Annotated in this window: 10 protein-coding genes; 2 read left to right on the top strand and 8 right to left on the bottom strand. The window is 56.3% G+C overall.

Translation table 11 applies throughout. The annotated features are described in order from the left end of the window. Window positions 1-6 precede the first annotated feature (6 nt). Window positions 7-870, bottom strand: a complete 864-nt coding sequence (locus R70723_RS02235) for a TrmB family transcriptional regulator (protein WP_039869416.1) — start codon at window positions 868-870, stop codon at window positions 7-9. An 84-nt stretch (window positions 871-954) separates the two neighbouring features. Next, complete coding sequence (locus tag R70723_RS02230; RefSeq protein ID WP_039869414.1) at window positions 955-1,743, bottom strand: zinc ribbon domain-containing protein; 789 nt, start codon at window positions 1,741-1,743, stop codon at window positions 955-957. Between the two features lie 424 nt (window positions 1,744-2,167). Here R70723_RS02230 and R70723_RS02225 point away from each other — a divergent pair, with 424 nt between their 5' ends. Beyond that, a complete protein-coding gene (locus tag R70723_RS02225; RefSeq protein ID WP_372238234.1) occupies window positions 2,168-2,902 on the top strand; it encodes a GTP pyrophosphokinase in 735 nt (244 codons plus the stop codon). A gap of 63 nt (window positions 2,903-2,965) precedes the next feature. On the opposite strand, the gene R70723_RS33180 is transcribed toward R70723_RS02225, so the two are convergent. The 3 genes from R70723_RS33180 to R70723_RS02205 form a co-directional block, all read right to left on the bottom strand. Next, a complete protein-coding gene (locus R70723_RS33180; protein WP_052421158.1) occupies window positions 2,966-3,715 on the bottom strand; it encodes a hypothetical protein in 750 nt (249 codons plus the stop codon). Window positions 3,716-3,742: 27 nt separating this feature from the next. Beyond that, a complete protein-coding gene (locus R70723_RS02215; RefSeq protein ID WP_039869413.1) occupies window positions 3,743-6,832 on the bottom strand; it encodes a DEAD/DEAH box helicase in 3,090 nt (1,029 codons plus the stop codon). A 638-nt stretch (window positions 6,833-7,470) separates the two neighbouring features. Then, window positions 7,471-9,918 (bottom strand): glycoside hydrolase family 31 protein, encoded by a 2,448-nt coding sequence (locus tag R70723_RS02205; protein WP_039869410.1) that lies wholly within the window; start codon window positions 9,916-9,918, stop codon window positions 7,471-7,473. 198 nt (window positions 9,919-10,116) lie between these two features. On the opposite strand from R70723_RS02205, the gene R70723_RS02200 reads away from it, so the two are divergent. After that, window positions 10,117-10,875, top strand: coding sequence for a TspO-related membrane protein (locus R70723_RS02200; protein WP_039869408.1), 759 nt, complete (start codon window positions 10,117-10,119; stop codon window positions 10,873-10,875). Window positions 10,876-10,956: 81 nt separating this feature from the next. Here the strand turns inward: R70723_RS02200 and R70723_RS02195 are convergent, their stop codons facing one another. From R70723_RS02195 to R70723_RS02185, 3 genes are all read right to left on the bottom strand, one after another. Further along, a complete protein-coding gene (locus tag R70723_RS02195; protein WP_039869407.1) occupies window positions 10,957-11,337 on the bottom strand; it encodes a RidA family protein in 381 nt (126 codons plus the stop codon). Between the two features lie 84 nt (window positions 11,338-11,421). Next, window positions 11,422-12,084: an oxidoreductase gene (locus tag R70723_RS02190; protein WP_039869406.1), complete on the bottom strand. Its 663-nt coding sequence runs from the start codon at window positions 12,082-12,084 to the stop codon at window positions 11,422-11,424. A gap of 21 nt (window positions 12,085-12,105) precedes the next feature. Continuing rightward, entirely contained in the window at window positions 12,106-13,380 is a 1,275-nt protein-coding gene (locus R70723_RS02185) for an MFS transporter (protein ID WP_039869405.1), read from the bottom strand. Window positions 13,381-13,412: the final 32 nt, after the last annotated feature.

The raw sequence follows: 13,412 nt of genomic DNA, 5'->3' as shown, positions 1-13,412 counted from the left end.
CCCGGCTTAGTCTAGCTCCGCCTGAACCCGCTGCTCCTCCCGGACCTCGCCGGGTTCTTCGGGTTCTTCCGCGTCCGCCTCCTTATCATGCATCACATATTTGCTGTAAATACGGCTGTACCGCTCACCGTAGCGTCTGTTCAATTCAGCCCCCATATCCTCCTCGAGCTCGAAGAGCACCATCTCCTGCGAAAAATGATTCAGCAGCAGGCCGACCAGCACCTCATGCTCCGTAACCACCGCCTGGGCGGTGCCGTCCTCATACCGCATGCCCAGCATGCACCAGCTGCGGTCGATGACAAAGGAAAATTTCCTGCCGCCGCTGCGGCGCGGCTTACCGCCCAGCGGCGGCCACACCGGGTAAGGTGCAGCCGTCTCATTGCCGCCGTCAAAGGCCCACAGCAGCTTCACCCCTCGCAGCTCCGCCTGCTCCAGCTCATTGCGCAGCAGTGAGGCCTCCTCCCGCCATACGTCGACCACGATTTCCCTCTCGGCCAGATTCAGCTGGCGGATCAGCGCCCCCAGCATATTCCGGTCCCCTTCAATATTGTAAAATGACGGGCTGACCGGGCCGCCGCGCGGCATTTCACTTTCCACAAAGGCCAGTGAGTTCTGAATCCGCCCGGAAATAATCGTCGCCAGCTCCTCGGGATCAAGCACGCTGTAGCGGGCAGGCTCCCCTTCCCCGCATCGTACATATCCACTCTGTGTCAGGCGCTGAAGCGCCGCATACACATTTGATCTGGATACCCCCAGCTGCTTTGCCACTTCGTAGCCCGAAGCCTCGCCTTTGGTAGCCAGCTCGACCATAATTTTGGATTCCATCTCAGTGAACCCCAAATTGCGCAGATGCAGCAGCAACTGTTCCATCTATGTTGTCCTCCTAGTATGCCAATAAACTTATTCTGTGAATCTGCGGTTCGGCGTTGCACGTTAGTCCGCCGCCAGGCTGGATCAGATCTGTTCTGAGCCGCAGCGCGGACACCACATTGAGCCCTTCGGCAGATCAGCCCGGCAAATCTGGCATTTGATCATATCCCGCACGCCTTCTTCGCTGTAAGCTGCCGCTTCCTCCTCTGCAGGTTCGGCCGATTTCCAGTCGCGGATACGGCGGTCCAGCTCAAGCTGCCGTTCACGCTCCCGCTCCAGCTCATCGGCTTCGCGGCGTTCACGCCCGTTGACATGAATATGGCCTGCATACTCCTGCTGCTCAGGCTCCTGGGGCCCGGATTCTTTGGAATCATAGAGCACTTCAGTGTATACCGTACGCGGCTCTGAGCGGAGCGCCAGCTCCTTCTCCTCCTCGGTCAATTCCTCTTCGCCGTAGAACTCATCCTCCTCTTCCTCGTGAATGGTACGGATGGTTACAGACGGGGCCTCTTTCTTGGGCTGCTCCTCCAGCTTATGTCCGCATTTCGGACAGAAATTGGCATCCAGCGCAACCACATTGCCGCATACGCAGAGCCGTTCATTTTTGAGCTCGGCAATTCTGTGGCGCAGCTCATCAATCTGCTCCTGATGCTTCAGGCAGCCCTTGGCGAGCTCCACCATTTTGCCCTCTGCCACGGACATATCCCGCGAACGGTAGCCCTCATAGAACAGCTGGCCCATTTTCATAAATTCGAGTTCCATCTCGCGTTCAATATCGGAAATATGCCCGTTTAGCTTGCTGACCTCCACCGAGCTTTGCGCTTTTTCACTCACCCGGCTGGCACTGTCTTTGATACGCTGCAGAAAATTCATCGTTAGTTCCTCCTTCTCCAGATGAGAATAGGGCTGATTAATAGCCGTAATGTAATGGTTCACATATACATTCATATTAAGCCTGTGTTAAGCGTTATAACCTTAAAACGTGCTTCTATCATACCAAATGTCTCGAATAGATTCATTATTTGTCGAGGAAGGGAATGAACTTGCCGGACGAACCCCGGAAAAGTTAATTCACATCTGTCATTTATTGCCTGAATAAGCAGCAGCCGCCTGCATACTTGTTATGTGCTAATACGCTGCTAAAGCGAAAATGTTCCTTTTTTCACACGCGGGGCCTTGCAGCCTGCGCCTCATTCCTGATAGCGTCCGGACGGGGAACAGGCTTTATTTTTGCTTCCGCGGCATAAAATCGGTTAAAATAAAACAGTCACAAATAATGAAACCCGGGAGAGTCTCAGTGAAAGAAGATGACAGTACGCAAGTAACACTGAATCAGCTGCAGGTGCATGTGAAGGATATGCAGCAGTGGCAGAACAGTGAGGATTTCGCCAAAAGGCTGGAAGATTTCAAGACACTGCCTGCGCTTTACCGCCATGCCTTGAACGAGCTTGAGAATAAAATTGATGTAGTGAAGACCGAATGGCAGGCGCGCGACGGCTACAGCCCGATTGAGCATGTTAAATCACGGATAAAGGAACCTAAGAGTATCCTGCGCAAGATGGAACGCAAAGGGCATAACTTCTCTCTGGAAAATATGGAGCAGCACATTCATGATATCGCAGGCATGCGGATCGTCTGTGCCTTTGTGAAGGACATCTACCGGCTGGTCGATCACCTGTGTGTCCGCGAGGATCTCAGGGTGCTGGAGATTAAGGATTATATTGCCCAGCCGAAGCCGAACGGATATCAGAGCCTGCATGTGATTGTCGCTATCCCGCTCGTCCTGCTGGAAGGGACCCGCTGGGTCAAGGCAGAGATTCAGCTGCGGACACTGGCGATGGATTTCTGGGCCAGCATGGAGCATATTCTCTATTATAAATTCGACAAGCAGCTGCCGCCGCATGTGGCCGAGGAGCTGAAGGAGGCCGCGCGCGCCGCCGATGAGCTGGATCAAAGGATGCTCCGGCTGCGCCGCGAAATTCTTGAGCTGTCCGAGGGAGGCCGTGCTGCAGATAAGCAGGCTGAAGAATAACAAAAGCAGAGCAGCGCCCCCTGTTACAGGGATAAGCGCTGCTCTGCTTTTGTTTATACTGCGCTACAGCCTGCCAAGCTCCGATGCGCGGCGGAGAGCCGATTCGGCTGCCTTGCGCATTATGAGAGCCAGGCCTTCGCTTGACCTGGGCGTGTTCGGCAGCAGCTCCCGCCAGTTTTCTGCAGGCGGAGCTACTGCCGGAAAAGCCGGAAACGGCCTTGCGGCCAGCTCATGGAATAAGGGTCCCGGCTGGTGCAGCGAGCCCTCGGCTGCCGCCTCTGCCAGCCATTCGCCGGTCGTTACCGCCGGCCCCTTGCGTTCCAGCTTGGCCAGCTCCGCCGCCAGCATGCCGGCAGGCGCTGCACCGCCCTCCTCCTGCGGCGGATATTCCTCCCCGGCCCATAGGGCGAACACTCCGCCCAGCAGCTCCTCCTTGCTCATTCCGCGCAGCCTGAAGGCCAGCAGCGGCTCCTCCTGCAGCTGCTGTTTGATCCATTCCGGCAGCCCGGCTCCTGTGCCGGAGCCGGAAGCAGCCTGCTCCAGCTGCGGAGGAATAAGCTGAAGCTCCGCCATGCTGCCGGTTCTTTTTCCCTGCAGCAAGCTGTACAGCTCTCCAGGCTGCCCGGCAAGCTGCCGCAGCACGTTTTCCTTCTGTGCCGCCGACCATGTCGGAACCGCCCAGGAGAGGGCAGCCTCTGTCACAACACCGCTTCTGCTTGTGCCGGCACTGTCCTCCTGCCCCGGTTCCTGCCCGGGCACCGCTTTTAGCATTCCCGGTTCAATTATCAGCCTTAGTTCCGGCAGCTTGCCCATTGTTAAATCCCCTTTCCTTACCGTTCACTACATCCAGTCCTGATTCTGCAGCTCAATCAGCTCCTGCAGCTCACGGTTGGACATTTCTGTAAGCCAATTCTCCCCGGAACCTACCACTTGCTCGGAGAGATTTTTTTTACGCTCAATAAGCTCATCAATCCGTTCCTCCAGCGTGCCCTGGCAGATCAGCTTATGCACCTGTACATTTTTGTGCTGGCCGATCCGGAAGGCCCGGTCCGTTGCCTGATTCTCTACAGCCGGATTCCACCAGCGGTCATAATGCACGACATGATTGGCCCTTGTGAGGTTGAGTCCAACCCCGCCTGCTTTGAGCGAGAGCACGAAGAAAGCCGGGCCTTCGCCCTCCTGAAACGCATGCACCATTTCATCACGCTCCCGCTTGGGAACTCCTCCGTGCAGGAACAGCGGCGTCTCACCGTATCGTTTGGCCAGCCGGCTGACGAGCAGCTCTCCCATTGCCACATACTGGGTAAAGATCAGCGCGGATTCACCAAGCTCGGCAATGCTGTCCAGCACCTCGAACATGACTTCCATCTTGCCTGACTGCTCGCTGCGTCCGCTGCGCCCCTCTTCCTTGCGGAACAGCTGCGGATGATCGCAGATCTGCTTCAGCTTGGTCAGCGAGGAGAGGACCAGCCCGCGGCGGGCCATACCGGAGCGCTCGCCGATAACGCCGAGCATCTCGTCCACTACCCCCTGATACAGCGCCGCCTGTGTCTCCGTCAGCGGACAATAGGATTTCAGCTCCAGCTTCTCCGGCAGATCCTTGGAAATATCCGGGTCACTCTTGAGCCTGCGCAAGAGAAACGGCGAGACGAGCCGGTGCAGCTCCTGCAGCCGCTCCCCGCCTTCCCCTGATACATAACGCTGGCGGAAGGAGTGGTACGACCCGAGGTACCCCGGATTCAAAAAGTGAAAAATCGACCAGAGCTCACCGAGCCGGTTCTCGACCGGTGTGCCCGTCATGGCAATCCGGTGCGGGGCCGACAGCTTCATTACGCTCTGGGCCTGCTTCGTCCGGTGGTTCTTGATATATTGCGCTTCGTCCAGCACAACAGTAGACCATTGCACTGCTGCCAGATCCTCGCTGTCCCGGCCGGCCAGATGATAGGTGGTTAATACAATTTCATGGCTGGCTGCCAGCTCGGCGAACCCAGCTCCGCGTATCCGTCTGCCCCCGTGGTGAATATGCACGCTCAGCGACGGGGCAAAGCGCTGCAGCTCACGCTGCCAGTTGCCCAGCAGGGAGGTCGGGCAGAGAATCAGCGCCGGCTGATGCTTCGCTCCAGCCGGTACCGTCAATGCCCGTTCCATCAGGCAGGCAATGACCTGGATGGTCTTGCCCAGCCCCATATCATCTGCCAGGCAGACCCCAAAGCCCAGGCCGCTGAGCGCCGCCAGCCATTGATAGCCGCGTTCCTGATAGGGCCGCAGTGTTCCATGCAGGCCCTCCGGTACGGTTCGTGCCGGAAGATTCCGCAGAAGGTCACCGTGCATGAGCGAGGCCAGCAGCCCGGAGGTTTCCATGCCTGTAACCGACATCCCCTTCCAGAGGCGCTCCTCCCCGTCCTCGGCCTCCAGCCGCATCCAGTCTGCCGCTGACATTTCCCCGCCCTCATGGCGCTTCATATATCGCAGCACCTGACGGATTTCCTTGGGATCAACCTCAATCCATTCGCCCCGGAAGCGTACAAAGGGCACTCCTGCCTCCACCAGGGCATTCAGCTCCTCTTCACTGATCGGATTATCGCTAAGCGAAGCCTCGATCCGGAAGGAGATCAGCTCCTCCATCCCCAGTGAGGGCTGTACAGGTCCGTCGATCCCGCCCTGCGGCGGCTGCATCTTCATTCGCATTCCGATCCGGCGCCGTCCTTCACGGCTCCAGCGCGACGGCATCTGCACTGTAATTCCCCGTTCACGCAGCTGCTGCACGCTCTCCTTCAAGAAGAAGTAGAGCCGCTCCGGCTCCAGCTCAGCCCCCGTCGGTGCAGGAACGTCCAGCGCCCTCCGGATGTCTGGAGATATTCCCGCCGCCCGGCCCAGTGCATTCAGCAGCTGCTGCTGGATATTGCGGTACCGCTTGCCCCAGAGGGTGAACTCGCGCTCCGTGCTGCTCCAGATGGCTGCAGCCGGCAGCCAGAATTCCCCCTCCTCCCTACTCTCCGCCCAGAAGGTCAGCTGCCACAGCTCACTCTCGTCTGCCGGCGGCTCCAGCCGCAGGCCCAGACTCAGCTGGCCTGTCTGCTCTTCCTCTGCGGCGGCCCGCGGCATTCCGCCTGCCGCTGCAGCATTCACCTCAGCCAGCAGCTCTGACACTTCGGCAGGCGTCCCCTGAACCGGAAGCTCCCGGCTGCCGGTGAGCAGGCTGTTCCACCATAGCTCTGTAATCGGGGAATAGCCGCGGCGGTAGTTCGCCTTATACGGGCTAAGCTCACTTTCCGCACCGGCTATTATTTTTTTGATCTCTGCCGTCATCACTGCCTGCAGGAAGGAGTACAGCACATACCCGCCCGCGTCCTCGCGTGACGACAGTTCACTCTCCCCGGCAACATGGGCCCCGAGTGCCAGCACCGGCATTGACGCTGCCAGCTGCAGGAAGAATTCCGTATCCGCCTCCTGGCGGAAAGCCGGAGACCAGCAGGCGGAAGCCGCCTGCTCCCCGCCGCGGCGGCGTGAGCCGATCGGCCGCGGCGGCATTGCCCCCGGCACAATCCCTCCTGTCGCCATCAGCTCCAGTGCGAACCGTGCGGCAGCCGCCCAGTAGCGCATTTCGCCGCCGGCTTCGACCCCCTGGGCCCGGCACAGCTCGTCGTCCCAGGCAAGCAGCAGGTCGAAGGCCTCCTTCGGCCCCAGCGCCAGCCCTTCGAGCGTACGCCCCGGCAGCCCGCGCCGCCCTGTTCTCCCTTCCGCCGCAGCCGTCACCGGATATTTTACTTCTGCCAGCCGCAGTGCAGCACCCGCAAAAGGACGCCCCCCGCCCCGGAATTCCAGCTTCTTGACCACGCGCGTCCACGCGTCGACCTTGGGCTCCGAGGTTTCACCGGAGAAGCAAAATAAAACGTCCCCTAGCCATATTGCATACAGATGCTTAATCATTGGTGATCTCCTGTCTACTTTTTCTTCATCCCTTCATCTTATACGAAAAGGGCAATATTTAAAAACGTTTCTGCATATTTTCTGCAATTTTATATAGAAATTGAAACATAGCGTGTCTAATCGGGACCCGGCCAAGTCATGATTGGAGGATTTGGAATTAAAAGGAGTCCATTGACTCTGGGTGGACTCCCGTGAACAGCTCCAGATTCAGCTTCAGGCTCAAGCCAAGAGCAAGAATGCCGGTTAACCGACTCCAGCGGCGTTATTCCCGGTACATCCGGCTTTTGTGCATGCTAACGGACTCCAACGATCTTATATGCAGCTATTCGCCAAAAATCTGTATATTTGGGAGTAAGTAAGAGCACTAGGGTCCGTTAGACTGGCGAAATGCCCTTTGCAGGAGGAATAAGGACTCTCAGGTCCGTTAGCGTAGAAGCCAGCTTTAGTGTCTGTGTCTGTGTCTGTGTCTGTGTCTGTGTCTGTGTCTTTGCCTTTGCCTTTGCCTTTGCCTGTGTCTGTACCGCCGCTCCAATTCCAGCGCTAGCCCGCACCAGTGCTTGCACCTGCACCACTTCCCGCTGATGCGCAGAAAGGACTGCCTTTAAAAGGCAGCCCTGGTCTTCATCCGTTCAACCAGCTTATTTACCGGCGCTAATCCGCAGCTCCCCGCCGCTCCGCTCATCCGGAACCTGAATGATAATGGCGCCGCTTTTTCCGTTACGGGCCCAGCCCCGGCGCCCTTCCTTCAGCTCCTCCAGACTGATCTCCGGCAGCCCGTCCACATCATCTGCGGCAAAAAACGGATAGCAGAGCGCGAAGCGCAGCATCTCCCGCGGGGACCGGTAGGCATCAGCTTTATAGGACCAGGTCAGCAGCAGCCCGTCCCCGGTGCCTTTAGCCTCCACAGCAATCTGTGAGTAAGCCCCCTTCCGGTAAGCAAAGCTATGCCCGTCATCCTCATACAGTGTAAACGAAGCGGTGAAATCCTCCTCCGCCTTAGCGCCGTACAAGTGGAAAATTACCGTCTCCGGAACCTCCTCCTGGGCATATTGCTTAAGCGGCCCCTCTGCCGTAAAGGTCCCTGCCTTCACATACATCGGCATAATATGCAGCGGTGCAGCCGCAAGGATATGCTTTCCGCCCTCGTGCACCTCACCGTCCCAGTAATCCATCCAGCAGCCCTCCGGCAGATATACTGAACGGTGATCCGTATCCGGCCGGTAGACCGGGGCGATCAGCACATTCTCACCCAGCAGGAACTGGTCGCACAGATTGGTCACATGCGGATCACGAGGATATTCCAGGATCAGCGGACGGATGACCGGCAGCCCGCAATCCTCCGCTTCATGAAACAGGTTATAAATATGCGGCATCCAGCGGTAGCGCAGGCCGATGAATTCACGCAGAATGCCCTCGACCTCCTCACCGAACGACCAGGGCTCCTGGCGCAGCGTTCCGATAGAGGAGTGGTTGCGGCAGTAAGGGAAGAACACACCCATTTGTGTCCAGCGTACAAGCAGCTGCGCTGAGGTGTGATGGGCAAAGCCGCCGATATCCGGACCGGCAAAGGCAAGCCCCGACAGCCCCATGTTAAGCACCATCGGAATCGCCATCGCCATATGCTCCCAGAAGCTGCGGTTGTCCCCGGTCCACACAGCAGCATACCGCTGGATGCCTGCATACCCGGCTCTGGTCAGCACAAAAGGCCGCTCACCCGCCATATGCTCCGCCAGCCCCTCATAGGTCGCTTTTGACATCATCATCCCGTACAGGTTGTGGTATTCCTCATGGGTAACCGGACGCCCGTCATTGAAATGCATGACATCGAGGTCCATCGTTTTGGATTCGTTAAAAACCGCCGGCTCGTTCATATCATTCCAGATGCCCTGGATGCCGAGGTCCGTGTAATATTTGTGCAGGTCGCCCCACCACTCGGATGTCCGGCTGTCACTGAAATCAGGAAAGGCACTGATACCCGGCCACACCTCGCCGAAGAAAATATCCCCTTCCAGCCTGCGGCAGAAATGCTTGTTCAGCACCCCTTCCTTATACACCTCATATTTCGGGTCTTTTTTGACGCCCGGATCAACAATCGGCACAATACGCACACCCAGCTCACCCAGCTCGGCGATCATCTTCTGCGGCTCGGGAAAATTAACCGGATCGAACGTAAACACCCGGTACTCGTCCATATAATGAATATCCAGATAAATTACGTCGCAGGGGATGTTTTTATCGCGGAAGGTCCGGGCCAGCTGCAGCACCTCCTGCTGATTCATATAGCTGTAGCGTGACTGGTGGTAGCCGATCGACCATTTGGGCGGAAGCGGAATCCGTCCGGTGAGTGCTGTGTATTTTTTGACGACATCCTTCATTTCGGGCCCGTTAATAAAATAAATATCGAATTCGCCAGTCGAGCAGCCGATCGTGAACGCCACTCCGTGCGAGCGCATATCAAAGTCACTCCGGCCCGTATTGTCGAGGAACAAGCCATAGGTCAGTTCGCCGTGCATATGGATCAGCAGGGGGATTGACTCATACAGCGCCTCAATCTCCGGGAGATGGGGAGCGAATACATCGGTATTCCAGTTCGTGTAGCGCTCGCCGCGCTTATCCAGGAAGCTCGACTTCTCACCCAGTCCGTAAAAATGCGAATCCGGCTGCATATCATACTCGGCATGGCTTGCCCCGCGCGGATTCCAGCTCGCCAGGTTCTGCTGCATTATAACTTGGCCTGCCCTATTCTCCACCCGGATCAGAAAGGAGGCCTTTTCTATAATCAGACGTATGCTGCTAGTCGTAAAAACCAGCTGCTCCTCCGTCTCCTCCACCGGGAATAGATGCGGTATGCAGCTCTCTGCCAGCACAGCCGGCGATGTAGTCAGATCAGGAGCCTTGCCGCGGAACAGCTTCATCCGGAAGATCTCGTCGTTTAAAAAGACAAACGCGATGCCCGCCCGCTCGCCCCGGACAATATAAATGCTCTCTGAGCGTTCCCAGGACTCCACACTCCCCGGGGTATTCCAGGTTTCGGTCATGACGATCGGGCCCATTTTTTCAGGACGTATTGCCTCACTGCTCTCCATCTTCGCTTTCCCCCTCCTTGCGTGCACCTTTGTAATAAATACATATTACCCCGACTTGGCTGCGTGCTATCCGCCAATTTTATGACCTGTTGGTCATTATTTTGCTGAAGCTAGTCTGAATTGCAGACAAAGCGGGTATATTCTATGTAGGCCAAGACCTAACAGTCTAAAATACAAAGCTTAGGGAGTGAATTCATTATGACGCGTAACAATCCGTACAAGTGGTGGAACCTGCTGTTCTACCTCGGGGTTATCCTGGTTAACACCCTGTCTGTAGCGCTGCCGCTGGGCGGCAACAGCACCGGTGAAATTTCCGACAAGTATCATACCTACCTTACTCCGGCCGGCTACGCTTTTTCCATCTGGTCACTCATTTATGTGCTGCTGGCCGGGTTTGTCATTTACCAGTTCCGCTCCGGCACGGGCTCCAGAGATTCGGTTCAGTCCATCGGCATCTGGTTCATCCTCACCTGTATCTTTAATATGAGCTGGCTGATTCTGTGGCATTATTTATACATCGAGCTGTCACTTGCCGCCATGATCCTGCTGCTGGTCTCCCTGATCGTCATTTACCGCAAAACCAGAATGATCGACCGTCCGACTTCTGGCGAACGCTGGCTGATCCGGCTGCCGTTCAGCATTTATCTCGGCTGGATTTGTGTCGCCACCATTGTTAATGTTTCTATCGTGCTAACAAAGAATGACTGGGGCGGCTTCGGCCTGGACGGCACGGTGTGGGCGGTTATCATGCTTATTGTTGCCACTCTGCTTGCTGTACTGGTCAGCTACCCGTACCGTGACAGCATCTTCCCGCTGGTGTTTGTATGGGCCTTCATTGCCATCGCCTTGGAGCAGCGGGATACAGAGAATGTCTTCCTCACCGCTTCGATTGCTGCCGGCCTCCTCCTGCTGTACAGCCTGTGGCTTGCGCTTACGCCGCGGCGCAAAAGAGCTTAAGACATCGGTCTGAAAGATAGCTAATCAGCACAAAAAGCCCGCTGGCCTGGTTTCACAGGCTCAGCGGGCTTGTCTGTATTCCTATTTCTTGCGTGCTACCGCTTCAATCTCAACCAGACCGTCCTTAGGCAGACGTGCCACTTCAACCGCGCTGCGGGCCGGATAAGGCTCGGTAAAGAAGGAGCTGTACACCTCATTAACAGCTGCAAAATCGTTCATGTCCTTCAGATAAACGGTCGTCTTCACAATATGCTCCATCGAAGCGCCGGCTTCCTCAAGAATCGCCTTCACATTATTAAGCGACTGGCGGGCCTGCTCCTGTACACCCTCAGCAAGCTCCCCCGTCTCCGGGTTCAGGCCAAGCTGTCCGGACGTATACACCCAATTGCCCGCGGCAATTGCCTGGCTGTACGGTCCGATTGCACCGGGTGCCGCTGTTGTCGCGATCTGTTTTTTACTCATCCTGTATTCCTCCTGTCATTATGTACAAATGATTATGTCCCATTGTACGTCCTCAGCTCGGCTTATTGCAAACTTTCGCAGCTTTTAGCGGCCGCCGATTACATGAATAACCTCGTTGGTGTAAATATGCGTTCCTCCTGTATCGGCAAGCGCAATATTTACCATGGCCTTGGCGACCTTTGCTCCGGGGATAGCCCGGTAGCGGGCCAGCTTGCCGGTCATCGCAAAATCAAAAACCTTCATAAGCACAGCCGCCGCGCGTTCGCCCAGCCTGAATTCGGCCCGTTCCCCCAGCAGCAGTGAAGGCCGGAAAATATGCAGGCCGCGGAAGCCTGCAGCAGCCAGTCCGTCTTCAGCCCGGCCTTTGGTCCGGATATAGAAATTGCCCGATTTGGCGTTTGCCCCCATGGAGGACACCACCAGAAACTGCTTCACTCCGCTTGATTTGGCGAGCGCGGCAGCCTCCAGCGGATATTGCAGGTCCACCCGTTCGAACTTCTCCCTGGAGCCCGCCTTCTTAATGGTCGTGCCAAGGCAGCAGAAGACCGCATATACTCTGGCGAATTGCTCCTTATGCTGCCCAAGCTGCTCCCAGTCCACTACAATCTGCTTCAGCCTGGAATCCTTCAGCGCCAGCGGGCGGCGTACCAGTACACGCACCTCATCCCAATCACCGGCAAGCAGCTCACGCGTTACTGCCTCGCCGACCAGACCTGTAGCTCCCAGTACTAGCGCTATCCTTGTCATTCAGATCCCTCACCTTCCCGGTTATTCGTCCCGGAGTATCCGCCGGCCAAGCAGCAGAGCAAGGGTCAGCATCAGCACCCCGGCAATAATCTGCATTCCGTAGATCTGCGTCCACTCCGGCCAGTTAACAATCCATTCGTATATCCGGCCCCCGAGCAGCGGTCCAAAAAAAGCCGCCAGCCCGGTAAGTGCAGCATACATCGCCATGTACATCGGCCGTTCCTTCTTCGGGGTATCTCCGATAATAAAGTTAAAGGCCAGCTGGTTAAAGCCCCCGACGCCCATACCAAAAATAATATGTGCCGCAAACAGAACCGGCAGCATCGGCAGCACGGACAGCATTCCCCACATCAGGGAGGACAACGCAATGATCGGCAATGTCCAGAGCAGCAGCCGCTTGTTGCTGTATTTGGCATTCAGATTGCCCCAGACATAGAAGCTGGCCATCATGAACACAGTCTGCGACACATTGAGCAGCGAAAGCGTCTCGTAGTTTATATTTAGCAGCTGCAGCATAACGTATGAATAGAGCGGCACCGTCAGGTTCTGCAGCAGCAGCCAGGCGGCAAGAAAAAGCGTCGATTTCATAAACAGCTTATCGTGAAGCGGTTTGCGGAACATCGGCAGAAAGGACTTTTCTTCTGATTTCTCGAACGGAACATCCGGATAAAAGCAGAAGACGATAATGTTGGCGATGGCACAGACCCACACCACAATATAAATAATGAGGAAGCCCTGGCTTCCGGGATAACGGTCCAGCATAACGCCTCCGCCGTACATCACCAGGCTGCCCAGCGCATTTAAAAAGGTATTGCGGATCCCGAAATAACGTCCTCTCACCCGTGCAGGAACAAGGTCGCTGATTACAGAGTTCCACAGCATTCCGCCTGCTGTACTGGAAATAAAAGCGGTTGTATATAAAATAATAAAGGCAGTAACCCAGTGCTCCTTCGGAAACAGGAAGGGCACAAGTCCGGTCGCCCCCCACAGCAGCCTGTGCAGGCCTGTAAAAATCACCATGGCCCACTTGCGGCTTGGCAGCTTCTGAATCAGGAAAGCAACACCAAGCTGTGCGACATTGACCAGAGTGGTAAGCGCTAGCACAAATCCGATCTGACTTGAGCTCGCTCCTAAGTACAGCAGAAACCCCGTCAGAAACTGCCCTTGCAGCAGTACCTGGAAGATCGTCGAGGGAATTCCTTCAATTGTAGCAATTTTCAGATTGTTGCGGTGAACGGAAGCTTTGCGGATGCGTTTGGGACGGGTACCGGGCAGCCTGTTTCTCATGATGTTCATGGGGTGGTAACACTCCTTCGATGCGGCATTTG

Origin of the sequence: Paenibacillus sp. FSL R7-0273 (assembly GCF_000758625.1) — a bacterium.
GTDB lineage: Bacteria > Bacillota > Bacilli > Paenibacillales > Paenibacillaceae > Paenibacillus_AQ.
This window is presented reverse-complemented; position numbering and strand designations above follow the sequence as displayed.